The sequence below is a fragment of the Burkholderia lata genome (assembly GCF_902499335.1).
Taxonomy (GTDB): domain Bacteria; phylum Pseudomonadota; class Gammaproteobacteria; order Burkholderiales; family Burkholderiaceae; genus Burkholderia; species Burkholderia lata_B.
The window spans coordinates 95,511-118,306 of the sequence record NZ_CABVQK010000004.1 but is presented as its reverse complement, the minus strand read 5'-3'; the positions used below and the strand labels follow the sequence as shown (position 1 = coordinate 118,306).

At 67.9% G+C, this 22,796-nt stretch carries 23 protein-coding genes; 9 read left to right on the top strand and 14 right to left on the bottom strand.

The genetic code is table 11. From position 1 onward, the window contains the following. Nucleotides 1–84 precede the first annotated feature (84 nt). From BCO18175_RS11155 to BCO18175_RS11145, 3 genes are read right to left on the bottom strand one after another with little or no spacing between them, the layout of a single operon-like run. Nucleotides 85–768 (bottom strand): Fe2+-dependent dioxygenase, encoded by a 684-nt coding sequence (locus tag BCO18175_RS11155; protein ID WP_174980685.1) that lies wholly within the window; start codon nt 766–768, stop codon nt 85–87. Continuing rightward, complete coding sequence (locus tag BCO18175_RS11150; protein ID WP_174980683.1) at nt 765–1,532, bottom strand: tetratricopeptide repeat protein; 768 nt, start codon at nt 1,530–1,532, stop codon at nt 765–767. Before BCO18175_RS11150 ends, BCO18175_RS11155 begins: the two co-directional genes overlap by 4 nt. Nucleotides 1,533–1,535: 3 nt before the next feature. Further along, nucleotides 1,536–3,779: a TonB-dependent receptor gene (locus tag BCO18175_RS11145; RefSeq protein ID WP_174980681.1), complete on the bottom strand. Its 2,244-nt coding sequence runs from the start codon at nt 3,777–3,779 to the stop codon at nt 1,536–1,538. A 321-nt stretch (nt 3,780–4,100) separates the two neighbouring features. Here BCO18175_RS11145 and BCO18175_RS11140 point away from each other — a divergent pair, with 321 nt between their 5' ends. Next, nucleotides 4,101–4,340, top strand: coding sequence for a FitA-like ribbon-helix-helix domain-containing protein (locus BCO18175_RS11140; RefSeq protein ID WP_174914983.1), 240 nt, complete (start codon nt 4,101–4,103; stop codon nt 4,338–4,340). Then, nucleotides 4,337–4,756 carry a type II toxin-antitoxin system VapC family toxin gene (locus BCO18175_RS11135; protein WP_174980679.1) on the top strand — a complete coding sequence of 140 codons (420 nt, stop codon included), beginning with the start codon at nt 4,337–4,339 and terminating at the stop codon, nt 4,754–4,756. Before BCO18175_RS11140 ends, BCO18175_RS11135 begins: the two co-directional genes overlap by 4 nt. 113 nt (nt 4,757–4,869) lie before the next feature. Here the strand turns inward: BCO18175_RS11135 and BCO18175_RS11130 are convergent, their stop codons facing one another. Continuing rightward, nucleotides 4,870–6,165 (bottom strand): aspartate carbamoyltransferase, encoded by a 1,296-nt coding sequence (locus tag BCO18175_RS11130; protein WP_174980677.1) that lies wholly within the window; start codon nt 6,163–6,165, stop codon nt 4,870–4,872. 233 nt (nt 6,166–6,398) lie between these two features. On the opposite strand from BCO18175_RS11130, the gene BCO18175_RS11125 reads away from it, so the two are divergent. Beyond that, nucleotides 6,399–6,533 carry an entericidin A/B family lipoprotein gene (locus tag BCO18175_RS11125; protein ID WP_009688930.1) on the top strand — a complete coding sequence of 45 codons (135 nt, stop codon included), beginning with the start codon at nt 6,399–6,401 and terminating at the stop codon, nt 6,531–6,533. 97 nt (nt 6,534–6,630) lie between these two features. On the opposite strand, the gene BCO18175_RS11120 is transcribed toward BCO18175_RS11125, so the two are convergent. The 3 genes from BCO18175_RS11120 to BCO18175_RS11110 form a co-directional block, all read right to left on the bottom strand. Beyond that, nucleotides 6,631–7,179, bottom strand: coding sequence for a permease (locus BCO18175_RS11120; RefSeq protein WP_174970336.1), 549 nt, complete (start codon nt 7,177–7,179; stop codon nt 6,631–6,633). Between the two features lie 200 nt (nt 7,180–7,379). After that, nucleotides 7,380–8,348, bottom strand: a complete 969-nt coding sequence (locus BCO18175_RS11115) for a DMT family transporter (RefSeq protein ID WP_254608041.1) — start codon at nt 8,346–8,348, stop codon at nt 7,380–7,382. A 195-nt stretch (nt 8,349–8,543) separates the two neighbouring features. Next, nucleotides 8,544–9,338 (bottom strand): AraC family transcriptional regulator, encoded by a 795-nt coding sequence (locus tag BCO18175_RS11110; RefSeq protein ID WP_174980673.1) that lies wholly within the window; start codon nt 9,336–9,338, stop codon nt 8,544–8,546. A gap of 170 nt (nt 9,339–9,508) precedes the next feature. On the opposite strand from BCO18175_RS11110, the gene BCO18175_RS11105 reads away from it, so the two are divergent. Then, nucleotides 9,509–10,342 carry a molybdenum cofactor biosynthesis F family protein gene (locus tag BCO18175_RS11105; protein ID WP_174981395.1) on the top strand — a complete coding sequence of 278 codons (834 nt, stop codon included), beginning with the start codon at nt 9,509–9,511 and terminating at the stop codon, nt 10,340–10,342. Then, entirely contained in the window at nt 10,339–11,148 is an 810-nt protein-coding gene (locus tag BCO18175_RS11100) for an SDR family oxidoreductase (protein WP_174980671.1), read from the top strand. The genes BCO18175_RS11105 and BCO18175_RS11100 overlap by 4 nt, the downstream gene beginning before the upstream one ends. Nucleotides 11,149–11,251: 103 nt before the next feature. On the opposite strand, the gene BCO18175_RS11095 is transcribed toward BCO18175_RS11100, so the two are convergent. The 7 genes from BCO18175_RS11095 to BCO18175_RS11065 all read right to left on the bottom strand — a co-directional run bounded on the left by BCO18175_RS11095 (nt 11,252) and on the right by BCO18175_RS11065 (nt 17,792). Beyond that, on the bottom strand, nt 11,252–11,734 hold the full coding sequence (locus BCO18175_RS11095; RefSeq protein ID WP_174980669.1) for a cupin domain-containing protein: 483 nt from the start codon (nt 11,732–11,734) through the stop codon (nt 11,252–11,254). A 355-nt stretch (nt 11,735–12,089) separates the two neighbouring features. Beyond that, the gene (locus tag BCO18175_RS11090; RefSeq protein ID WP_174980667.1) at nt 12,090–12,782 is read right to left on the bottom strand and encodes a dihydrodipicolinate reductase; all 693 of its coding nucleotides are present in this window, start codon (nt 12,780–12,782) and stop codon (nt 12,090–12,092) included. A gap of 159 nt (nt 12,783–12,941) precedes the next feature. Next, complete coding sequence (locus BCO18175_RS11085; RefSeq protein ID WP_174980665.1) at nt 12,942–13,709, bottom strand: DUF4410 domain-containing protein; 768 nt, start codon at nt 13,707–13,709, stop codon at nt 12,942–12,944. A gap of 500 nt (nt 13,710–14,209) precedes the next feature. Further along, nucleotides 14,210–15,556: an ATP-binding protein gene (locus tag BCO18175_RS11080; RefSeq protein ID WP_174980664.1), complete on the bottom strand. Its 1,347-nt coding sequence runs from the start codon at nt 15,554–15,556 to the stop codon at nt 14,210–14,212. Beyond that, the gene (locus BCO18175_RS11075) at nt 15,556–16,269 is read right to left on the bottom strand and encodes a response regulator (protein WP_174914961.1); all 714 of its coding nucleotides are present in this window, start codon (nt 16,267–16,269) and stop codon (nt 15,556–15,558) included. Before BCO18175_RS11075 ends, BCO18175_RS11080 begins: the two co-directional genes overlap by 1 nt. A gap of 43 nt (nt 16,270–16,312) precedes the next feature. Continuing rightward, the gene (locus tag BCO18175_RS11070; RefSeq protein WP_122947597.1) at nt 16,313–16,618 is read right to left on the bottom strand and encodes an EF-hand domain-containing protein; all 306 of its coding nucleotides are present in this window, start codon (nt 16,616–16,618) and stop codon (nt 16,313–16,315) included. 94 nt (nt 16,619–16,712) lie between these two features. Continuing rightward, a complete protein-coding gene (locus tag BCO18175_RS11065) occupies nt 16,713–17,792 on the bottom strand; it encodes a hypothetical protein (RefSeq protein ID WP_174980663.1) in 1,080 nt (359 codons plus the stop codon). 973 nt (nt 17,793–18,765) lie between these two features. On the opposite strand from BCO18175_RS11065, the gene BCO18175_RS11060 reads away from it, so the two are divergent. The 4 genes from BCO18175_RS11060 to creC all read left to right on the top strand — a co-directional run bounded on the left by BCO18175_RS11060 (nt 18,766) and on the right by creC (nt 22,750). Continuing rightward, the gene (locus tag BCO18175_RS11060; RefSeq protein WP_174980662.1) at nt 18,766–19,674 is read left to right on the top strand and encodes a sterol desaturase family protein; all 909 of its coding nucleotides are present in this window, start codon (nt 18,766–18,768) and stop codon (nt 19,672–19,674) included. A 106-nt stretch (nt 19,675–19,780) separates the two neighbouring features. After that, nucleotides 19,781–20,494 (top strand): SDR family NAD(P)-dependent oxidoreductase, encoded by a 714-nt coding sequence (locus BCO18175_RS11055; protein WP_174970346.1) that lies wholly within the window; start codon nt 19,781–19,783, stop codon nt 20,492–20,494. Between the two features lie 78 nt (nt 20,495–20,572). Further along, complete coding sequence (gene creB, locus BCO18175_RS11050; protein WP_174980661.1) at nt 20,573–21,283, top strand: two-component system response regulator CreB; 711 nt, start codon at nt 20,573–20,575, stop codon at nt 21,281–21,283. 15 nt (nt 21,284–21,298) lie between these two features. Then, complete coding sequence (creC, locus tag BCO18175_RS11045; protein WP_174980660.1) at nt 21,299–22,750, top strand: two-component system sensor histidine kinase CreC; 1,452 nt, start codon at nt 21,299–21,301, stop codon at nt 22,748–22,750. Nucleotides 22,751–22,796 lie beyond the last annotated feature (46 nt).

Here is a 22,796-nt window from a genome sequence, read left to right as displayed (position 1 = left end):
CTTTCCTCGATTGGATCGACGGGATTGCCGTTGTGCAAGATCGAGCCGCACAACACGTCTGGCGGCTGGATTGCACTCAGCTGGCTACGCATCCGCCCACTTCCTCAACAGGTTGTGATAAATCCCCGTCAATGAAATGACCATCGGATCCTTCGCGCCTTTCTCCGCCGAAAGCGCCTGAATCTGCGTATCGAGCTGGAACAGCAGCGTGCGGTCGCCGTCGTCGCGCACCATGCTCTGGATCCAGAAGAACGACGCGACGCGCTCGCCGCGCGTCACGGGCGTGACGTGATGCAGGCTCGACGCCGGATACAGCACGAGGTCGCCCGCCGGCAGCTTCGCGCGATGTGTGCCGTACGTATCCTCGACACACAGCTCGCCGCCGTCGTACGCATCGGGTTCTTCGAGAAACAGCGTTGCCGACAGATCGCTGCGCACGCGGAAATCCGTGCCACGCAGCAACCGGATCGCGTTGTCGACGTGCGTGCCGAACGTCTCGCCGCCTTCGTAGCGATTGAACAGCGGCGGAAACACCTTGAGCGGCAGCGCCGCCGAAAAGAACAGCGGATGGCGTGCCAGCGCGTCCTGGATCGCGTCGCCCACCGCGCGTGCGGCCGGCGAACCTTCCGGCAATTGCCGGTTGCGTTTCGCGAGCGCCGACTGCGTGCCGGACGTCGCATTGCCGTCGACCCATTCGGCCGCATCGAGCAGCTCGCGACATTGCGTGACCTGCGCCTTCGTCAGTACGCCGGGGATATGAAGCATCATGATGCGGATTCCATGCAGTGCGGCTGCGGCTGTGGTTGCAACTGCAGCGCCGCCGCACGAAACGCGTCGAGCGGCGACGACGCGAGATACGCGCGCATCTTCGCGACGAACGCGGGGGTGGCGGTGGCCGGCACGCGCGCGAGCCACGCGAGCGCTTCGTCGATGCGCCCGCGCTCGGCGAGCAGACGTGCAAGGTTGAACTGGCCGCGGAAGTCGCCGGCAACGGCGGCGCGGCGATAGTGGTCGAATGCGGCGTCGGGGTCGACTGGCACGACCCAGCCATCCTCGTAGAAGCCGCCGATCAGGTTGATCGATTTCGCATGGCCGAGCGCGGCTGCGCGCTGGAACCAGTCGAGTGCATCGGCGCGATTCTCGTCGACGCCGTTGCCGAGCGCGAGCGCCGTCGCGTAGTTGTACATGCCCCAGTCGAGCCCCGCCTGCGCGGCGAGCCGGTACCAGTACACGGCGACCGGCGCGCATGCGGCCGTGCCCCAGCCGAATTCGTAGCAGCGGCCGAGCATGTTCATCGCCATCGCGTGGCCGGCCCGCGCCGCGTGCCGGAACCAGTTGAACGCGGCTGCCGGATCGCGCGCGACGCCATGCCCGTCGAGCAGGTATTGCCCGTAGACGGCCTGCGCATCGACGATGCCGTTGTCGGCCGCCGCCGCGACCCACGCGGCGGCGCGCTCGGGCGGCCCGGCCAGGATGTCGGCGAACTCGCGCGGCGAAACGGACGCGAGCGCCTTCAGCGACACGGCCTCCATCGATCAGTAGCGCGCGTTCAGCGTGACGAACGCCGAGCGGCCCGGTGCGATCGACGCGTAGTGCGCCGGATACGCCTGATCGAAGTAGGTGCGGTTGAACAGGTTGTTCACGTTCAGCTGCAGGTCGAGCTTCTTGTTGATGCGGTACTGCGCCATGGCATCGAAGCGCCAGTACGACGGCACCGCGTGCTGGTTCGCGGTATCGCCGAACACCTGCGACATGTAGAACGCGCCGCCGCCGACGGTGAACTTCGGCGTCACGTCGTAGTTCGACCACATCGTGAAGCTGTGCTTCGGCGTGTTCGGGAAGCGGTTGCCGTTGTTCGCCGTGTCCTTGCCGTTGTCGCGCAGCTCGCTCTTCATGTACGTGTAGCCGCCGAACAGCTGCCACTGCTTCGTGATCTGGCCTGCGACGCCGAGCTCGAGCCCCTGCACGCGCTTGTTGCCGACCATCGCGTACTGGTTGTTCGGCAGCGTCACGCGTGCGTTCGTCGTGTCGATCTGGAACAGCGCGGCGGTCAGCGCGAGCTTGTCGTTCAGTACGTTCCACTTCGTGCCGAGCTCGATGCTGCGGTTCTTTTCCGGCGACAGCTGATCGGCGTTCGAGCCGACGCCGCCGCGGCCCGGCGTGAGCGACTGCGTTTCGCTGCCTTCGCCGAGCATCATGCCGGCCGGCGTCGACGACGTCGCGTACGACGCATAGATGCTGCCGTTCTGCGCGGGCTTGAACACGAGGCCGGCCTGCCAGTTCACGAGGGTGTCGTCACGCGTCGTGGTCTTGCCGCCGTTGGCCTTGGTGTCGGTGAAGCGGGTCGAGTAGTCGTCGATGCGCACGCCACCGTTGACCTGCCAGCGCGGCGTGATCTCGATCGTGTCGAAGCCGTAGATCGACTTCGTCACGGTGCGGGCATGCGCATAGTCGTTGTTGCGCGTGATCGAGCCGGCCCACGGATCGTTGGGATTCGGCGACCACAGGCTCGTGCAGTTGTAGCCCGATGCCGCGCCGATGCCGTTCTGGCAGATCTTGCCGTTCGCGGTGGCGACGTTGTACGTGTCGCGCTTGCCCCATTCGCGCGACAGCTCGATGCCGGTCGTGAAGCTGTGCTTGAACGGGCCGGTGCGGAATTCGCCGAACAGCTCGGTCTGGTTCGCGATGCTGTTGATCGAGCTGTTGCGCGTGTTCGCACGCCGCCAGACCTTGCCGTTGACCACGTTGCCCTGGCTGTCGTCGGGCTGCGTCCAGATGTAGTCCTGCGTCGATTCCGTGTAGCGCGTGGTGTTGCGGATCGTCAGCGACGACGTGATGTCGTGCTCGATCTTGAGCGTGCTGATGTCCGACGTGGTCTTGCGGAAGTCGCGGTTGGTCAGGCCGTAGAAGTTGTGGCGGTCGACGGGCGCCGGGCCGTCGGTGGCGACGCCTTTCGGGAGGTTGAAGCCGTAGAAGTACGGGATGCCGCCGTCGGGCATGTCGTCCGTCGACAGGTGGTAATAGCTCGCGGTCACGCGCGTCGCCGTGCCGAGGCCGAACGCGATCGACGGCGCGACGCCCCAGCGCTCGTTGTTGACCGCGTCGCGGCCGGCGATGTCGTTGTTGTGGCTCATCAGGTTCAGGCGGAACGCGGCGTGATCGGCGAACTGCCAGTTGCCGTCGGCCGTGAAGCGGCGATAGCGGTCAGTGCCGAGGCCCGCGCTCGCGGCGGCGGTGGTGCCGAGGTGCGGGGCCTTCGTGATCAGGTTGATGCTGCCGCCCGCGCCGCCGCGGCCGCCGTACGCGCCGTCGGAACCCTTGGTGATCTCGATGCGCTCGGTGTTGAAGATTTCGCGGGTCGTGGCGCCCGTGTCGCGCATGCCGTCGACGAACATGCTGCCCTGCGTGTCGTAGCCGCGGATGAACGGACGATCGCCGAGCGGATTGCCGCCTTCGCCGGCGCCGAACGTGATGCCGGGCACGGTGCGCAGTGCTTCGGTCAGCGTCGACGCGCCGCTGTTCTGGATCAGCTCCTGCGGGATCACGGTGACGGATTTCGGCGTGTCGACGAGCGGCGCGGTGAATTTCGCGGAAGCGGAGAAGTCGGCCTTGTAGCTGTGCTCGGCCTTGCCCTGGACCTCGATCGGCGCGAGATGGCCTTCGGTGCTGGCCGGGGCGGGCGGCGGCGTGCCGTCCGCCGCGAACGCGGGGCTCGCGGCGAGCACGCTGCACAGGGTGGTGAATTTGCCGAGCTTCAGCTCGTCGGAACGTGACTTCATGGTGCGCTTCGACCTCGCGGTGTGGCCCCGGGGCGCTGCGCTGCGGAAATGTGCATGCCGTCGGGAATTATTACGATTTGTTTTCAGGCGGCATTCTATGTAATTTTCTGTTAAATGAGAAGCGTTCGTGTTCTCGTTTGTTGGGAAATTGTTGACGAATGTGACGGGGTGGTTGAGGGGCTTGCGGGGCAGGGTTGATGGCCGAAAGGCCAGGTGTGGCGGGCGTGTCGGGCGGGTTAGAGTGGGTCTGTTGCGGATCGCCCGCCATGACATCAAGGTGCTAATATGACAGCATTGAAAGCAAATATGGTGAGGTGCATCATGCCCGTGATTACCGTTCGAAATCTGCCCGACGAAGTGCACCGCGCGCTTCGGATTCGTGCGGCCCAGCATGGGCGCAGCACCGAAGCAGAGGTGCGAGACATCCTCGAGCAGGCCGTTCTGCCGGGTGGGCGGCTCAAGCTGGGGACGCTGCTGGCAGAAATCGGACGGGAGGCGGGCGGTGTCGATTTCGACGTTCAACGCGACAAGACGCCAACCGACCCGCTGAGCTTCGAATGATCCTTGTCGATACGACAGTGATGTCCGAGCCGCTGCGGCGCGAGCCGAGCGCGGCCGTGATCGAGTGGCTCGATGCCCAGAACGTCGAAACGCTGTTTCTTGCTGCGATCAGCCTCGCCGAAATGCGCTTTGGCGTGGCGGCGTTGCCGGAAGGGCGCAGGCGCGACTGGCTGCATCAAAGCATCGAGCAGCGCGTGGTGCCGCTGTTTCGCGGCCGGATCCTGCCGTTCGACGATGCGGCGAGCAAAGCGTATGCGGGCATTCGAGCGCGTGCGCGTGCGTCAGGCAGCGCGATCGCACCCGCCGATGTCTTTATCGCCGCGACGGCCGAGGCGAACGGGTTGATCATTGCGACGCGCGACGTCGCGCCATTCACGGCGGTCGGCTTGCGGGTGATCGATCCGTGGGCGTCCTAGGCGCCGATTGCTCACTTGTTCATCGCGCGAAAAAATAAAGCGCGCCGGGTTGTCCGGCGCGCTTTTCGCTGAGCGTAGCGGCGCCTGACTAGTGCGCCCCCTGCTGTTCCTTCTCAATCGACCCCGTGAAACACCGCATCCTCCGGCCCGAGATACGCCGGCGGGCGCCACGTCGCGTCGCGCATTGAATGCTGGACGAGGTTCTCGACGCCGAGCAGTACCGCGAAGATCGCCATCCGCACCGGAATGCCGTTGTCGGTCTGGCGGAAGATCGCGAGGCGCGGGTCGCGGTTCAGGTCTACCGACAGGTCGTTCGCGCCGGGCCGGCTGTCGCGCGGCAGCGGGTGCATGATCAGCGTGTCCGGTTTGCACACCGTATCGACGAGCGCCTGGTTGATCTGGAAATCCGGCGTGTAGCCTTCGAACGACTCGTCGGTGAAGCGCTCCTTCTGGATCCGCGTCGCATAGACGACGTCCGCGCCGCGCAGGCCGGCCGCGAGGTCCGTCGTCTGCTCGATCACATGGCCGTTCGTCGCGATCTGGTCGACGATGTGGGCCGGCATCTCGAGCGTCGGCGGCGACACGAGCGTGAACTTGAGCCCGCGGTACAGCGCGAGCAGCTTGACGAGGGAGTGCACGGTGCGGCCGTACTTGAGGTCGCCGACCAGCGCGATGTGCGCACCGTCGACGATCTTGCCGAGCCGCGAGAACTCGCGCTGAATCGTATAGAGATCGAGCAGCGCCTGGCTCGGGTGCTCGCCTGGGCCGTCGCCGCCGTTGATCACGGGCAGGTTGGTCGCGCGCGCGAACTCGGCCACCGAGCCTTTCTCCGGATGGCGGATCACGAGCGCGTCGACGTAGCCGGCCATCACGCGGCTCGTGTCGTAGATCGATTCGCCCTTGGCCATCGAAGAGAACGTGAAGCCCGTCGTGTCGCACACCGAGCCGCCGAGCCGGCAGAAGGCCGCGCCGAACGACACGCGCGTACGCGTGCTGGCCTCGAAGAACAGGTTGCCGAGCACCGCGCCTTCCAGCACGCGCGAAATCTTGTGGCGGCGCGCGATCGGTTGCATCACGTCGGCCACGCGGAACAACGCTTCGACCGATTCGCGCGAGAACTGGTCGACCGACAGCAGTTGCGGCTTGCCTTCGAAAAAGAACTGCTTGGCGAGCCCCTGATTATCTACGCTTTGCGTATATCCGCCGCCTTCCGGTACCGAGCGCTCGACGATTTCCGACACGAAGCGCTCGACGATCTCGGGCATCCCGCGCGATTCCTGCGAGTCGTCGGGCAACAGCCAGGTATCTAGCGCGCGCCGGCTGACGCCGATGCGATTGGCGAACGCTTCGCGGGTCATGTTGAGGCGGCGCATGGCGTCGCGGAGGAAGGCTTGCTGGGGAACGGTCATCGGCGGCTCCTGACGAAAAATATACGCGGTGCGTATATTAGTTCCTGGCGCGTTGAAGTCAAGGAAAATCTGCGCGAGCCAGCTGTGTGGCCCGTGTGACATGCGGCGGGTTCGTACTGGCGCGCGGCGGCCGTCTCCGTATAATCAGGTCAGGCCCCGTGCCCTGCATCTTGCCGGGCGCCACGCCGCATACGATTCGCCCGTCGGGCTTGTTGATTCGAAGGAGAATGAGAATGACGCGTACGATTGCTGCAATGCTGCTGGTGGTGACCGCCGCGCTCGCCGGTTGCAACACGGTCGCCGGCATGGGGCAGGACATTTCGAAGGGCGGCCAGGCGATCAGCGATACGGCTGAAAAGGCGAAGTAAGCCGACCGGTTCCGGAATGCAGAAGGCGCCGGGCCGTCCCGCGATTGCGGGGCGGTCCGGCGCCTTTTTTTGCGGCCGGCGTCTGAAGCCAGTAGCGTCAGGCGTGCTCGACGAACGCGTAACGGCCTTCGACCTTGCGCGGCGTGAACCAGCCGTAGTCGGGGAACACGCGGTTGCGGACGAACCACACGTAGCCCACCAGCAGGACCGTGATCGCGAGGCTCGGCAGCGCGGTTGACGGATCGCGTCCGAGCTCGGCGATGGTCTTCGGCACCTGTAACAGCGACAGCACGATGAACGCGTGATACGCGCCGACACGATTGGTCGCAAAGCCCCAGATGAACAGCAGCGACAGCGGCACCGTCAACGCGAGGAACACCAGCACGAGGCCGTTGCCGGCGCCTGTTGCGAAGAAGTAGTACGCGAGCACGAGGCTGATCGCGAGCTGGGCGATGCCGAGCGCGACCAGGATCCGGATGTGCAGCTTGTTCTTGCGGCAGCGTTCGGGATCGGGGCGCGACGCGATCAGGTGCGCGAGCACGCGATCCTTGAGTCCCTGTCCGGACAGTTCGGCCAGCGCGTCGGCCTTCCTCGTTCCCGCGGACAGCAGCACCGCGATTCTTGTTTTGGCTTCCTTCCTGTTCATTGCGTGGCGGATTGTTGTTCGATGGTTGTCAAAGGTCCCGGCCACGCGAATATTGCATCTTGCGGGGTGGTGCGCAACGGTTTTGCGGCGCGCGGACACATTCCTACAGTTGCCGGCCGCGTGGCGGGAATGCGGGGATCGACAGGCCAGGCGGCGGGGCGGAGCCGCCGCCGTTTTCGCAACGTGGCGATGAGCGCGAGTCAGTCGGCGGCGGTCTGCGCGGCGGGCTCGGGGCTGGCCTGCCGAGCCGGATTCGCCGGGTGCGCATCGCGTGCTTCGGCTGGCGGTTCGCGCCGCCGCGTCGCGCCGACGACCATGCCGGCGACGACCAACGCGATGCCCGCGACCCGCGTGCCGTTGAGCGTTTCGCCGAACAGCGCGACCGCGAACAGCACGGCCGAGACCGGCGCGACCGCCGTGAACAGCGCGGCCTCGGTGCCGCTCGTGCGCGCCGAACCCGCATACCAGCACAGGTAGCCGAGCACGGTCGGCACCAGCGCGTAGTAGGCGATCGCCGACACGGCGCCGACGGTCCAGCCGGTTGCCACCGCGTGCCATTCGAACGCGGCCGGCACGAGTGCGAGCACGAAGCCGAGGCCCGACATCGCGGTGGAAAGCGCCAGCGGCGGCAATGGTGCGGCCAGCCGCCGGTTGAGCAGGATGAATACGGCTTCGCACGCGACGGCGGCCAGCACCAGCGCATCGCCGGCAAGCGTGCGGAGCGACGGCAGCGCCTGGCCGGGCGCGAACGTGACGAACAGCACGCCGGCCGTTGCGAGCGCGGCGGCCACCCAGTCGCGCGGCGTCTGCCGCTCGCGCAGCACGACGGCCGCGATCAGCGTCGACATCGCGGGCAGCGTGCCGAGCATCACGCCCGCATCGAGCGGCGACGACAGCGTCGTGCCGCAGATCAGCAGGACCGTATAACCGACACCGCCTGCCGCCGCCTGGATGACGAGCAGCACGGCGTCACCCGGGGAGATGCGTGGCCAGCGCATGCGCTGCGCGCGCATCAGCGCGAACAGCAGCGGCGTCGCGATCAGGAAGCGCAGCGCCGTGGCCGCGAACGGTGGCAGGCCGCCCGCCGCGAGACGGCTCGCGATGACGGTGCTGCCGACGCCCGCCATCGCGGCGGCGAGATAGAGATAGCCAATCAGTCGTGTCTTCATGCGCCGCATCGTCGCGTACGGCGGCCGTGGGCGTCTTGAACGAAATTGCAGCGCGCGCGGGGGTGTCGAATACGGAGCGCGCGACTCGGCATGCTTGTGCCAAGGGGGCGGGCGACAGTTACCGCTGCTGTCGATGTGGCCGCTGCCTTCGAGGTCGGTGTGCGTGGCGGCGCGTCCCGCGGGATGGCGGCGGCGTCAAACGGCCTGCGTGAACCGCCCCGGCGTGATCCCGAACTGGCGCGCGAACGCACGCGTCAAATGGCTCTGGTCGGCAAAGCCGGCTTCGGCCGCGGCATCGGCGATCGGCAGGCCGCTGGCCAGCAGCGCGCGCGCCAACCGCGCACGCGACTGGATCAGGTAGGCGTGCGGCGTGATGCCGAGTTCACGGGCAAACCCGCGCAGCAGCTGGAAGCGGCTGACGCCGCTCAGGTCGGCCAGTTCGGTGAGCGAAACGGGGGCGGCCGGCGCCCCGTCGAGCCGCTCCCGGGCGATACGGATTGCCGGTGCGACGCCCGCCACCGGCAGCGCGCGGTTTGCGTGCCGTGCGAGCAGCCCGGCGACGAGCATCACGAGCGCCTCGTCGCGGGCGAGCGGCTGGGATTCACCCGCGACGATGCGTGCATGCAGCCGGCCGACGGCGGCCGTGAGCCGCGCGTCGCGTACCGCCGGGTGCGCCAGTTCGACGCCGCCGAGGCCTTCTTCCGCCGCGACGCCCGCGATCAGCGCGGGCGCGAGGTACAGCATCCGCCAGTGCCGGCCCGTGCCGGCCTCGATCGGCGAGCCGTCGTGCATCTCGCCCGGGTTGACCATGATCGCGTCGCCGGCCAGCGCGTCGACCTGCCCGCGGCCGCTCCACGACCGGTGCGCGCCGCTGACGATCACGCCGACCCCGAATTCGTCGTGCGCGTGGCGCGGAAACGCGCGGTCGGATTCGAGGCTGATTGCCTCGATGCCTTCGCCGGTCCGTCGGTAATGGGTGACGCGGTGCATGTGCGCTCCTCGCGCCGGTCGCGGCGCGGATTTCGTGCACTTTAGCGCGTTCCGGCACCGCGCGCCCTTCATCCTTTTGGCCGATACCGCGCGGCGCGCGCAGCCCGCACCATGTGCACATGAGCAGCGTACACGGCCCGCCGGGCCTGAAGCTGCGCGGGAGACGGCAGGTGGAACGACAGGATCCGGTATTCATTCAGGTTGGCGCGCTCGCGGACGGCTTCGCGCCGGAAGCGAACATCCTCGCATCCGTCGACGCGCTCGCCGGGCGTACGATTGCGCTCGGCGACGCATCCGGCGCGTGGCGCGTCTATACGTTCGAGCCCGGCGCGCTGCAGTGGCGCGACGCGGCAACCGACACGGGCGGCCGCGAGCCGTGCCGCGTGACGCGGCTGCGCGACGGGCTGTACTTCGTCGACTACATCGATTCGGCCGCACGCGCGACGTCGGTCAGTCTCGTGATCGATTTCGACAACGGCGTCTGGACGTCGGTGGTCGGCACGCTGCCGACCGAAGCCGACACGCGCATCGACGCGTTCACGCGGGTTGCGCGCGGACTGCCGCTGACGGGCGTCGAGGCCGAGTTCCGGCACGGCACGCTCGGCGGCCACACGCAGCCGGGGCCGCTGCACGGGCCCACGCGCGAGCTGATCGGCAAGCGCACGATGTACCGCTACAGCCCGACCGAATGCTACGAGCACATCTACCTGAACGAGAATTTCTACGCATGGCAGTGCCTGCAGGGTGTCGAAGGCGGGCTGGCCGATGTCGATCGCTGCCATTACTTCAGGATTGCAGACGAGCTGTATCTGTTCGTGTGGCGCGAAAAGGTGGTGCCGACGCTCGGCGTCGTGCTGATCGACCTCGCGCAGCGCAAGACCGACGGCAAGATCTTCGGTTATCAGGGCGGCGATTTCGGCACGCTGTCGAACTTCCCGATCGGCGCTCATGCGCAGGTGCTGAACGACACCGTGCATCCGCTCGACGGCGAGGCGCAGCGATGAATGCCGTGCCGGGCAGTGGCCGCCTGCGTGCGGATTTCAGCGGGCGCGTCGTGCTCGTCACGGGCGCCGCGCAGGGGATCGGCGCGGCGATCGCACACCGTTTCGCGGAATCCGACGCGTTCGTCGCGCTGGCCGACCTGAACGGCGAGGCCGCCGCCGCGCAGGCCGATGCGCTCGCGAGCACGGGCGGCGAGGCGCGCGCCTACCGGGTGGACGCCGCCAGCCGTGACGACCTGTTCGCGCTGGTCGCGGCGGTCGAGCGCGACGGCGGCCGGCTCGATGTGGTCGTCCACAATGCCGCGTACTTTCCGCTGACGCCGTTCACGCAGATCGACGAGCCGACGCTCGACCGGACGCTGTCGGTCAATCTGTCGGCGCTGTTCTGGCTCGCGCAGGCCGCGTTGCCGGCATTCGAACGCGCGGGAGCGGGGCGGTTGCTCGTCACGTCGTCGGTGACGGGGCCGCGTGTCGTGTATCCGGGGCTCGCGCATTACGCGGCGTCGAAGGCCGGCGTGAACGGCTTCATTCGCGCGGCGGCGCTGGAACTCGCGCGCCGCAACGTGACGGTCAACGGTGTCGAGCCGGGCATGATCCGCACGCCGGCGGCCGGCAATCTCGGCGACGCATCGGTCGCGGCGCAGATCGCGCGCGACATTCCGCTCGCGCGGATGGGCGAGCCGGAAGATATCGCGAACGCGATGCTGTTTCTCGCGTCGGCCGATGCCGCGTACATCACGGGGCAGACGATCGTCGTCGATGGCGGTGCGACGCTGCCCGAGAGCGGGGCGGTGCTTGGGGGCGAGTGAAGGGGGACCGGGTAACGGCCGGCGGAACAGGGTGGTCCCGGCGGCCTGCTGCGAGCTCGCGCGGCTGGGTCGGCGTGTTCCGTCGGGGGCAACGGCGCAGGCGTCAGTCCGGCATCCCGTCATGGTCACCGAGCGGTCTGGCGGGCCAGTCCACCCAGCGGTCCGCGCGGGTCAGCTCATACGCCTCGTTCATCGGGTAGCGAATGCGGTTGTCGTCGCGCGGACGTTCACCGATCACCATCAGCCGGACTTCGTCCTCCGTGTTGTTGATGAAGGTGTGGCAGATGCCGGTGCCCGCCGGGAACGCGACGGAATCGCCTTCTGCAACGGGGTAAAGCACGCCGTCGATCCAGACATCGGGCTTGCCTTCGAGCACGTACACGAATTCCTGCTCGGTGCTTTCGGCATGCGGATAGGACGTCCGACGGCCCGGCAGAAGCCTCACGTGATGAATGCCGATACGCGTGATGCCGAGCGCGGCGGAAAGCGGTGCATCCAGCGCCATCGGCTCGGTGTCGCCGCGATAGCAGTGCGCTTCCGGCTCTTCGAGCTCGGTCCAGTGCTTGATGAAATCGGGGCGGGTCATCGGTTGGGCTCCTGTCGGGCGGATGTCGATGGTAGCGGTTCAAGCGCCGGTGTGAGCGGTGACTCGCGCCCCATCCCGGCGAATGGATCTCGCCCGATAACTTACCAGCGAATGCAGAAGGACGATTGCTCGTCGAATTTCCCGAGCGGCCGTGGCGGCGAAGCCGGCTGGCGTGATCTTGACCGCCGGCCATGCGGGACGTCAGGTGCCGGGCGGCGAGATTCACGGTGGCCCGGATGTCGCGGATCGCGCGATCGACGATATCCACGGAAATCGGCACCTAACCCCTTCTTGCGTTGCGCTAAAAGCGTCTGCGACGCGACGCGCGCGTGCCGCTCGCCGCGTATCGCCGCGACTACAGCCAGCCGTTGCGGATGAACTCGACGATCGAATAGCGGCGGTGCTCGAGATCGTGCTGCCGAACGGCGTCGACGATGCGCGATACACCGTCCGCGTAAGGCGTCGCGCCCACCACGCGCGATTCGAACTGCAGGCTGCACGCACCGTCGTCGATGCGTATCCGGTGAATCGCGTGGCGGCCGAGCTGATCGTCGGCGACCGCGAATTCGCTGCGCTGCACGTCCGGGTCGCGCACGGAGCGGATGTCTTCCGGCCGCACGCCGAGCGACTGGCCGATCCCGACGGCCGTGCCGGGGACGGACGTCTTGCCGGCCTGGTGCGACTCGGTCAGGCTGATCAGGCAGTCATGAAACAGGTGACCGCTGGTTTCCAGCATGCTCATGAACTTGAGCATCAGGATGTTCGTGTTCGGGCACAGCACGATCGGGAAAGCATGCGAGCCGGTTTCGAGTTCGGAGCCGGTGGACAGCTCGACGAGCGGCGATGCGGTGGCCTCGCAGAACGCGATGACGTCGGGGAGTTCGCGGCCGGAACCGGCATGCACGACGATCGTTCTGGTGTCGCTACGCTGCGCATCGTCGCGCGCGTTGTCGGACCAGGGGATCACGCGACAGGTTGCCGGATCGAGCCGGTGCGCGTCGAGCAGCTCGCTGGCCAGCTTGCCGGTTCCTACGACGAGTACTTGCATTGAGTTGACGGGTTGAGGTTCAGGATTCGGGACGGGGATGGCGCGGGCCATCGGGTGGGGCGGCACGGTCGCGGCGGGCGGCGCCGGACCGGCCTCGCGCATTATGCCCGGCCGCTCGCCTGCGTGCCCACCGGGCCTCGCGGCCGGAGGCCCGGTGCGTCAGCTTGCCGACACGGTCGGCAGCCATGCATTTGCCGCATTCTGCGTTGCGAGTTGCTTCGCGATCGAGCGCGCGAGGCGGTCCGTATCGGACGCCACTGTGTCGTGCTTCACTTCCGATACGCCATGCAGGCCGGCGCCAACCGCTGCCGACGTCGCGAGGCGGCCGGCCGCCGCGCCGACCCCGGCGGTTTCCACCATGCCGGGCAGGTGGCCGCTGTTCGCGCTGGACGAGAACGTGCCGAGCGGCTGCGGCGCACCATGCGCCGGCTGGAACAGCACGGTGACCGATGCCTTCACTTCGCTCTTGCCCGCGCCGAGCCCGATCAGCGTGCGGCGGCGGCGGTTGCCGGCGTCGATCGACTCGAACCGGCCTTCGACGACCAGCGCGTCGCGTCCGTCGGGCACCGGGCCGCGCAGCGCGGGGATGCCTTGTGACCGGAGTTCGCGCACGAGTGCGTCGGCGAGCTGCTCGCGGGTCTTCAGCGCGCTCTGCTGGCGCTGCGCGTCGGCGGACGAACTGCTTGCGAGCGTCGCGAGTTTGCTGATCATCCCGCCGTCGACCTTGACGTCGGTCGTGTCCACGTCGAACGCTGACACATAGACGACGTCCGCGCGAACCTGCGTCTGCGTGCGGGCTGCCGGCGCCGCGGTCATGGCCGTAGTCGCGGTCGATGCGCAGCCGGTCATCGCGAGTGTGCCGGCGATCAGCGCGACACTGGTCAGACGTTTGGCGTGGGCAGCAAGTGCGTGAAGGGAAGAAAACATGTCGATCTCCGTGGCCTGGATGAAGTTGCCGATACTGTCGCGGCATTCAGGAACGCGAACGATCGGAAGCGGGGCGTGATCGCTGGCTGGGGAGAGGTTTCATGCCGTTGCGCAACACGCAGGCGCAAGTATGCGGAGGTCGGGCGTGCTGCGCCACGCAGGAATTATGTCGGCGCATGTCATGTGCGGCTGAGTGAGGATGCGCACGGCAGGCATGCAGGCATGCAGGCATGCAGGCATGCAGGCATGCAGACATGCAGACATGCAGACATGCAGACATGCAGACATGCAGACATGCAGACATGCAGACATGCAGACGGGCAGACGGGCAGACGGGCAGACGGGCAGGCATGCAGACATGCAGACATGCAGACATGCAGACATGCAGACATGCAGACATGCAGACATGCAGACAGGCAGACAGGCAGACAGGCAGACAGGCAGACCCGCGAACTGTCAGACATTAAGGCAGGCTGACAGGCAAACACCCCGTCAGCCCGTCAGCCCGTCAGCGACCGCCGCACCGCCCCCGACGAATCGAGCGGCAACGCGACGACGGCCTCCAGCCCGCCGCCATCGCGGTCGCGGAACGTCAGCGAGCCGCCGTGCAGGCGGGCGATCCGCTCGACGATCGCGAGGCCGAGGCCAGTACCGCCCGCATGACTGCGTGCGTTCGCCCCCCGGCTGAACGGCGCCTTGAGCCGTTCGAGTTCGGCCGCGCCGATCCCGTTGCCGCGATCGCTGACCACTGCATACGCGATGCCGCGTTCGGTCCACGTGCGCACGCTGAGCCCCGTCCGGCCATAGACGACCGCGTTCTGCATCAGGTTCATCAGCAGCCGCATCAGGCTGATCGGACGGAATGCGAACGCGGGCACCTCGCCTTCGTCGAAGTCGAATTCGTGGCCGAGCCCCGCGAAATCCGCGACGAGCTGCCCGATCAGCGCATTCAAGTCGCCGGTTTGCGGCGTTTCGCGCTCGCCGCTGCCCGCGTAGTCCATGAATTGCTGCAGGATCGTATCGATCTGATCGAGGTAATGCTCGGTCGACGTGGTGAGCGCGTCGTGCGTGCCACGCGGCAGCGCCATCGCGATCGCCAGGCGCAGCTTGGTGAGCGGCGTGCGGATGTCGTGCGACACGCCGGCCAGCATCAGCGAGCGGGTCGCTTCCGCCTGTTGCAGCGCGTCGGCCATCTGGTTGAACGCGCGGCTCACGTCGGCGATTTCGGTCGGGCCGTCGGTGGGTAGCGGCGGCGGGCGCTCGCCCGCGCTGACGCGCTGCGCCGCGCGCGCCAGTGCGTCGAGCGGCCGGTTCAGGTGGAGCTGGATCAGGTAGCCGGTCAGCGCCGCGAGCAGCGCCAGTCCGATCGACAGCACGAGCGCCGTCGTGATGCCGCTCGCCTGCGCGTCGGCGGCCATCGGCAGCGGCACCCAGACAGGCGAGCCGGCCGCATGCAGGCGGATCCACAGGCGCTCGTCGTCGCCCGATTGCCAGCGCGCCGGAAGATCTGGCGGCAGATGGCGTTCGAGCGCCTGCACGAATACGTCGCGCTGCCAGGTGCGGAAGAAGGCCGCCAGGGTCGGTGCATGCGGCGACACGGCGGGCGGCGGCGCGGCCTGGCCGCCGAACTGCGCGATGACCGCGCGGCCCGCATCGGGCGGCATGCCGGCCAGCGTACGGTCGAGCAATTGCACGTAGTCGGAAAAGATGATCGAGGCCCGCTCGATGCGCGGGCGCTGCACGTAGTGCAGCAGCACGGTGAGCGAACAGGCGAGCGACAGTGCGACGAGCGCCACCAGCAGCGCGATGTTGCGCGCGAGCAGCGAGCGCGGCAGCGGGATGCGCATCACGGCTCGATGCCGGCCACGAGCATGTAGCCGATGCCCCAGACGGTCTTGATGAAGCGCGGTTTGCCGGGATCGTCCTCGACGATCTGGCGCAGCCGCAGGATCTGCACGTCGACGCTGCGGTCGAGTGCGGCATGGTCGCGTCCGCGTGCGCGGGCGAGCAGGTTCTCGCGGCTCACCGCGCGGTTCGGCGACGAGCCGAGCGCGTGCAACAGCAGCATCTGCGCCGAATGGATCTCGACCGGCGTGCCGTCGCGCATCAGCGTCTGCTGGCCGACGTCGAACGTGAATGCACCGAAACGCAACTGTTGCGACGTGACCGTCGGTTCGCCGGCCGCCATCTTCTGCCGTCGCAGCAGCGCGCGGACGCGGGCCACGAGTTCGTCGGGGAGAAACGGCTTCGCCAGGTAGTCGTCGGCGCCCGTCTCGAGGCCGACGACCTTGTCCGCGGCGTCGCCTTTCGCGGTGAGCATCAGGATCGGCAGCGTCTGGCCTTCGGCGCGCAGGCGCCGGCACACGCTCAGGCCGTCCTCGGGCTCCATCATCAGGTCGAGCACCAGCAGGTCGTACGGTTCGCGCTGCAGCAGGCGGTCGAGCCGCTTGCCGTCGGCGACCGCGCGGACCTGGAAGCCGTGGCCGGTCAGGAAGCGCTGCAGCATGTTGCGCAACTCGGCTTCATCGTCGAGCACGACGATCCTGCAGGACTGTTCCATCGCTTGCCTCCCGGTGCGTGCGCGGCCGGATTCTCGTGCGGGTTCAACGGGCCGCCATGCGCTGGCGCATGAAACCGGCGAGCTGCTCGAGCGTGACGTAGCCGTTGTGCTGCGTATCGATTTCGTCGAAATGCTGCGCGACCATCGGCATGCCCGCGGCGGCCTGTTCGCGGGTGAGCTTGCCGTCGTGCGTCGTGTTCGCGCTGGCGAAGCGGGTCTGCAACTGCATCAGCGCACGTTCGACGCGTGCACCGCCGTTCGCCGCGCCGGGCGGCACCTGCTGGGCCGACGCTGCTGCTGAGACGATACACAAAACGACGACGGCAATCATCTTCTTGATGGACTTCATGGGGTTTCTCCTTGCGTGGCCAGCGGTCTGCGCCGGCCGGGTGGTTGATGAAACGGATGGAAAACGAAACTGGGTTAAACGAAGCGGCGCCGGGTCATGCCCAGTGCGCGGGCACCCACACGCGGCCGGCCCAGTGGGCGGGCACCCAGATGACGGCGCGCGGCGGGTGAGCGACATACACGGCGCGCGGGGCGACGTACACGGAGCGCGGCAGCGGCGGCGCGAGGTACAGGACCTTCGGCGGCGGCGGTGCGACGTAGACGACGCGCGGCGCGGGCGTGACGACGACAGCCTTCGGCGGCGCAACACGCACGACCTTCGGCGGGGGCGGCGGCGTGACGATGACGGCGGCCGGCACGGGCGGCGGGGGCGTGACCACGACGGCGGCCGGTGCAGGTGCCGCGACAGCGACCGTGGTAGCGGGCGTCGGGGCCGTCACGACCACCGCGGCCGCCGAAGGCGCCACCACGGGCACCGGCACCGGGACAGGAACCGGCACCGTCCCGCCGGCCACGACGACCGCGCCGCCTGCCGCCGTGCTGCCGTGGATCACGGTCGTGCCACCGGTCGAGACCGTGCCGCCGTGGACGATCGTCGAGCCGCCCGACGTCGTCACGACACCCGGCGCCACGCGCGTCGCGCTGCCGGAATGCGTGACGGTTCCGCCGTCGGTGCCCGTCACGGTGCCCGAACGCGAGCAGGTCGAGCCCGCGCAATTCGTCGACGCCGTATGGCTGGCCGTGTTGCCGTTCGAGCCCGTGATCGTGCCGCTCGACGAATACTGGCCCGGGCCGTTGCGCGTCACGCTGCCCGACGTTGTTGCGCTGTGGCCGTCCGAGCCCGTCATTGAACCGGTGTGCGAGCAGGTGCCGTCCGCGCAGCTCGTGTCGCCGCTGTGCTGGACCGAGCGCCCGTTCGGGCCGACGGCCGTGCCGCTGTTGGAGAACTGGCCGGGCGCGGTGCGCGTGACGGTGCCCGTGTTGGTCGCGATACCGCCGCCGGGGCCGATCACGCCACCTGCATGCGAGCAGCTGCCGCCGCCGCACGAGCCGGCGTGCGCGCCGTTGTAGGTGCCGCGCGGCGTGTACGCGGTGCCGTGGCCGGCCCAGCCGGCGAAGGCCGGCGCGCAGGTGAGGGTGAGTGCGACGGCGGTGACGAGGAAGCGGGTTTTCATCGGGTGTCCTTGCGGTTCGTTTCGGTGCACGCAGTGGCGTGGCGACCGGACGAACTTTAGGGCGATGACGCGCGCCCGTCGCGTCATAAAAGATGTCGCGGTGTTACACGTGCCGTGCGGTTTCGCGGTACGACGAATGCGTGCGCCGTCCGCGCCGATCGCGGGCATGCCGCGCGGGGCAAGGCGGACGGCGATGCGATCGCGTGCGGGCAGCGTGCCGCGGCGAGGGTGCGGAACGTGTCGTGCGCAGCGCGAAAATGTGTCGCGCCGACATGCGGCGACATATTTGCCGGCCGATTCACGCGTGTTTCGTGTCGAGCCGCATCACGCGAATTGAACGCATGCAGTACGCCACATGCGACTGGAACGGGCTTCTCCGTAACGGGGCGCCGCTGTCGCATACCGTCCGAGGAATCGGCTTCCTTCCGATCGGTAACGACAGTGTTCATAGGTCGCGTAGAGCTTATCCGTCGGCCAATGTCATGTTGTGTACCCCGTCGACCGGCTTCGTCACGGGCGACACATTTTCCGCGGACATATATACCCGCAGCCACGAGCCAGCCACGCTCCAGTCCACAAGCGCCCGCGTTCGCCATGCATCACCTGAACGCCTTCCCCTCGGCATGCGGAAACAAATTCGCCGCGTAGACACGTACACGCAGCCCCAACCCGGCGCGGCTCCAGCCCACAAGCGCCCGCGCCCGCCACGCACCACCTGAACACCTTCCCCCGCGACATGCGGCGACACATTTCCCGCCGGACACACATACGCGCATCAACAAACCAGCCCGGCTCCAGCCCACAAGCGTCCGCGCCCGCCACGCACACCCCGATCACCTCTCCCCACGACATACGGCGACATATTTCCCGCGTGGCCTTTCCGTTCCCCGCCCACTACAGTGCGTTCCATTCGACGCGATGGCAGCCCGTGCAGCCGATGACGCGTCCGACTCAACCGGAGGAAAGGCCCATCATGCTCACCACTACAGGAAAGCTCGCGTACTACGTGACGCTCTTCATCGTCGCCGTCTCGCTCGTCGAGGCGGCCGTGCTCACCTGGCGCCGCGCCCGCGGGCCCGAACCGTTCGACTGGAACGAGGTGTGGCTGTCGCTCGCCGATCTTGCGGGCCGCAAGCTGCTCGCGCTGGTGCCGCTGTCGCTCGCCACGCCGCTGTTCGACCTCGCGTGGGCGCACCGGCTCTTCACGATCCCGCTCCACAGCGTTGCGCTCGCGCTGCTCGTGTTCGTCGGCCAGGAGTTCTGCTACTACTGGTATCACCGCGCGTCGCACCGCGTGCGCTTCTTCTGGTCGACCCATGCGGTGCACCATTCGCCGAACCAGTTGACGCTGTCGTCCGCATTTCGCCTCGGCTGGACTGGCAAGATCGCCGGCGCCGCGATGTTCTTCACGCCGCTCGTGTGGCTCGGCGTGCGTCCGGAAGCCGTGCTCGCGATCCTGTCGTTCAACCTGTTGTACCAGTTCTGGCTGCACAACACGTGGATGCCGAAGCTCGGCTGGTTCGAATATGTGTTCAATACGCCGTCCGCGCACCGCGTGCACCACGCGTCGAATCTCGACTATCTCGATGCGAACTACGGTGGCGTGCTGGTCGTGTTCGACCGGCTGTTCGGCACCTATGTCGCCGAGCGCGCCGACGAGCCGTGCCGTTTCGGCCTCGTCACGCCGACCCGCTCGCGCAATCCGTTCGTCGTCGAGCTCGAGCACTGGGCGAGCCTCGCCCGCGACGTCGCAACGGCCCGCGACGTGTGGACCGCGATCCGCTTCGTACTGCTGCCGCCGGGCTGGCGCCCGGACAACCAGGGCGAAACGACGGAGGAACTGCGCCGTCGCAGCCTCGTCGCGGTGCGCACGGATGCGTGAACGGCGCTACGCTGTGGCAAATTGCCGGCCGCGCATGCATGCCGCGGCCGGCATGACTCATTCGACACGCATCATCAAGCAACCCTCGATCCAGGAGAAAACATCGATGGAACACGATTTCAAAGGCAAGGCAGTCGCGATCACCGGCGGATTCGGTCATCTGGGCGTCGCGACAGCCGCGTGGCTCGGCGAGCGCGGCGCGCGCGTCGCGCTGATCGGCCGCGGCGCGGCCCCGGCGGCGCAGGCGCTGCCCGGCGTGCCGGCTGATGCATTGCGCATCGGCGGCATCGATCTCGTCGATCCGCAGGCCGCCGCGCAGGCGCTCGATACCGTGCAGCGCGAATTCGGCCGGGTCGATGCGCTGCTGAACATCGCGGGTGCGTTCGTGTGGCAGACGATCGCCGACGGCGATGCCGCCACGTGGGACCGCATGTACGAATTGAACGTGAAGACCGCGCTGAACGCGTCGAAGGCCGCACTACCGCACCTGCTGGCGAACCCGTCCGGGCGCATCGTCAACATCGGCGCGGGCGCGGCGTTCAAGGCCGGCACGGGGATGGGCGCGTACGCGGCCGCGAAGGCCGGCGTCGCGCGGCTCACCGAGGCGCTGGCGGCCGAACTGCTCGACCGCGGCGTGACGGTGAACGCGATCCTGCCGAGCATCATCGATACGCCGCCGAACCGCGCGGACATGCCTGACGCGGATTTCACGCGCTGGGTGCGGCCGGAGCAGATCGCGGCGACGATCGGCTTCCTGCTGTCGGCCGACGCGCAGGCGATCACCGGCGCGTCGATTCCGGTGACCGGCCGCGTGGCATAGCACGACGGGCAGGGGCTCGCGCCGCGGCCGGCCGTGCGTACAATGTCGCACCGGATTGCGCGAGCCCAGCCTGAGACCATGCATCAACCCAATATCCTGATCGTCGAAGATGAAGTGGCGATCGCGGACACGATCATCTACGCCCTCGGCACCGACGGCATGCAGACCGTCCACTGCACGCTCGGGCAGGCGGCGCTCGACCATCTGCGCGACACGCGCTTCGATCTCGTCGTGCTCGACGTCGGCCTGCCGGATCTCAGCGGCTTCGAGGTGTGCCGGCGGCTTCGTACGTTCTCCGACGTGCCGGTGATCTTCCTCACTGCGCGGCACGATGAAATCGACCGGATCGTCGGGCTCGAAATCGGTGCCGACGATTACGTGGTCAAGCCGTTTTCGCCGCGCGAGCTGGCGGCGCGGGTGCGCGTGATCCTGCGGCGTTTCTACCGGACGGCCGCACCCGAAGCGACACCCGCGCCCGCGCCGGCGCCAGCCGAGACGATCGCACCGGGTTTCACGCTCGATACCGATGGCGCGCGCGTGTCGTGGCTCGGGCACGCACTCGACCTCACGCGCTACGAATTCGGGCTGCTGGCGCTGCTGGTCCGGCATCCGGGGCGTATCTATTCGCGCGAGCAATTGATGGACCTCGTGTGGCACGAGGCATTCGATTCGGCCGACCGCACGGTCGACACGCACATCAAGACGCTGCGCGCGAAGCTGCGCGCGATCGACCCCGAGCGCGACCCGATCCGCACGCATCGCGGGATGGGTTATTCGCTGCAACCGTAACGACCGGCACCGCCCATGCATATCGGCCTGCGCATCTTCTTCGGCTTTTTCCTGATCGTCGGCCTGGCCGCGCTGATCACGCTGCGCGTGTTCGTGCAGGAAGTGAAGCCCGGCGTGCGCGAGGCGATGGAGGATACGCTCGTCGATACCGCACAAGTGCTCGCGACGCTGGCCGCCGACGACATGGCGAACGGCCATATCGCCAACGGCGCGTTCGCGCGGCAGCTCTCGAATCTGCACGAACACCCGGTCAGCGCGAACGTGTGGGGCGTGCAAAAGAACGCGATCGGCTACCGTCTCTACATCACCGATGCACACGGCATCGTGCGCTACGACTCGTCCGGCCGCGCGGTCGGGCAGGACTATTCGCGCTGGAACGACGTGTATCGGACGCTGCGCGGCGAGTACGGCGCGCGCAGCACGCGCAGCGATCCGAACGACGACAGCAGCACCGTGATGCACGTGGCGGCGCCGATCCGGCGCGGCAACGAGATCATCGGCGTGCTGACGATCGCGAAGCCGAACCAGACGGTCGCGCCGTTCATCGCGCGCAGCCAGCGCAAGATCATGCTGTACGGTGCGCTGCTGATGGGCGGCGCGATCCTGATCGGCGTGGCCTGCACGTGGTGGCTGGTGGTCGGGCTGCGGCGCCTGCAGCGCTATGCGCGCGCGATCGCGGCGGGCGAGCGGGCCGACATGCCGCTGCAGGGCGCGAGCGAGCTGGCCGAGCTCGGGCGCGCGGTGGAAAGCATGCATCAGCGGCTGGAGGACCGGCAGTACGTCGAAACCTACATCCACACGCTCACACACGAGATGAAAAGCCCGTTGGCGGCGATCAGCGGCGCGGCCGAACTGCTGCAGGAAGACATGCCGGTTGCGAACCGGCGGCGTTTCACCGAGAACATCCGCCGCCAGGCCGGCCGCCTCGAACTGATGATCCGCAAGCTGCTCGCGCTTGCCGAAGTCGAGCAGAAGCAGCGCCTGTCGGTGCGCGAACCGGTCGCGCTGCGGCCGGTGCTCGAGCAGCTCGTCGACGATATCGAGCCGCGCGCGCGGCAGCGCGGCGTGAACCTGTCGATCGACGCGCACGACCCGGCCGACCCTGCGGTCGTCGAAGGCGATCCGTTCCTGCTGCGCCAGGCGCTCGGCAACCTGCTCGACAACGCGCTGGATTTCGCACCGCAAGGCAGCACGATCCGGATCACGCTCGAGCGGCAGCCGGCGGGCAGGGCGCACGTCGCCGTCGTGCGCGTGACCGACGACGGCCCCGGCGTGCCCGACTACGCACTGGCGCGCGTGTTCGAGCGCTTCTATTCGCTGCCGCGCCCCGACGGGCAGGATCGCAGCACGGGCCTCGGGCTGTGTTTCGTCCGCGAAGTCGCGATGCTGCACCGAGGCCAGGTCGCGCTCGCGAACCGCGACGAAGGCGGCGCGTGCGCGACGCTCACGCTGCCGTCGGCCGGCTGACCGCGCTTCACGTTCGCCACACATTCACTTCACGCCGGCTTCAATC

Bases quoted from the DNA above. Each gene is read 5' to 3' on its own strand.
- BCO18175_RS11155 (WP_174980685.1), bottom strand. From the start codon at position 768: ATGATGCTTCATATCCCCGGCGTACTGACGAAGGCGCAGGTCACGCAA.
- BCO18175_RS11150 (WP_174980683.1), bottom strand. From the start codon at position 1,532: ATGGAGGCCGTGTCGCTGAAGGCGCTCGCGTCCGTTTCGCCGCGCGAG.
- BCO18175_RS11145 (WP_174980681.1), bottom strand. From the start codon at position 3,779: ATGAAGTCACGTTCCGACGAGCTGAAGCTCGGCAAATTCACCACCCTG.
- BCO18175_RS11140 (WP_174914983.1), top strand. From the start codon at position 4,101: ATGCCCGTGATTACCGTTCGAAATCTGCCCGACGAAGTGCACCGCGCG.
- BCO18175_RS11135 (WP_174980679.1), top strand. From the start codon at position 4,337: ATGATCCTTGTCGATACGACAGTGATGTCCGAGCCGCTGCGGCGCGAG.
- BCO18175_RS11130 (WP_174980677.1), bottom strand. From the start codon at position 6,165: ATGACCGTTCCCCAGCAAGCCTTCCTCCGCGACGCCATGCGCCGCCTC.
- BCO18175_RS11125 (WP_009688930.1), top strand. From the start codon at position 6,399: ATGACGCGTACGATTGCTGCAATGCTGCTGGTGGTGACCGCCGCGCTC.
- BCO18175_RS11120 (WP_174970336.1), bottom strand. From the start codon at position 7,179: ATGAACAGGAAGGAAGCCAAAACAAGAATCGCGGTGCTGCTGTCCGCG.
- BCO18175_RS11115 (WP_254608041.1), bottom strand. From the start codon at position 8,348: ATGAAGACACGACTGATTGGCTATCTCTATCTCGCCGCCGCGATGGCG.
- BCO18175_RS11110 (WP_174980673.1), bottom strand. From the start codon at position 9,338: ATGCACCGCGTCACCCATTACCGACGGACCGGCGAAGGCATCGAGGCA.
- BCO18175_RS11100 (WP_174980671.1), top strand. From the start codon at position 10,339: ATGAATGCCGTGCCGGGCAGTGGCCGCCTGCGTGCGGATTTCAGCGGG.
- BCO18175_RS11095 (WP_174980669.1), bottom strand. From the start codon at position 11,734: ATGACCCGCCCCGATTTCATCAAGCACTGGACCGAGCTCGAAGAGCCG.
- BCO18175_RS11090 (WP_174980667.1), bottom strand. From the start codon at position 12,782: ATGCAAGTACTCGTCGTAGGAACCGGCAAGCTGGCCAGCGAGCTGCTC.
- BCO18175_RS11085 (WP_174980665.1), bottom strand. From the start codon at position 13,709: ATGTTTTCTTCCCTTCACGCACTTGCTGCCCACGCCAAACGTCTGACC.
- BCO18175_RS11080 (WP_174980664.1), bottom strand. From the start codon at position 15,556: ATGCGCATCCCGCTGCCGCGCTCGCTGCTCGCGCGCAACATCGCGCTG.
- BCO18175_RS11075 (WP_174914961.1), bottom strand. From the start codon at position 16,269: ATGGAACAGTCCTGCAGGATCGTCGTGCTCGACGATGAAGCCGAGTTG.
- BCO18175_RS11070 (WP_122947597.1), bottom strand. From the start codon at position 16,618: ATGAAGTCCATCAAGAAGATGATTGCCGTCGTCGTTTTGTGTATCGTC.
- BCO18175_RS11065 (WP_174980663.1), bottom strand. From the start codon at position 17,792: ATGAAAACCCGCTTCCTCGTCACCGCCGTCGCACTCACCCTCACCTGC.
- BCO18175_RS11060 (WP_174980662.1), top strand. From the start codon at position 18,766: ATGCTCACCACTACAGGAAAGCTCGCGTACTACGTGACGCTCTTCATC.
- BCO18175_RS11055 (WP_174970346.1), top strand. From the start codon at position 19,781: ATGGAACACGATTTCAAAGGCAAGGCAGTCGCGATCACCGGCGGATTC.
- creB (WP_174980661.1), top strand. From the start codon at position 20,573: ATGCATCAACCCAATATCCTGATCGTCGAAGATGAAGTGGCGATCGCG.
- creC (WP_174980660.1), top strand. From the start codon at position 21,299: ATGCATATCGGCCTGCGCATCTTCTTCGGCTTTTTCCTGATCGTCGGC.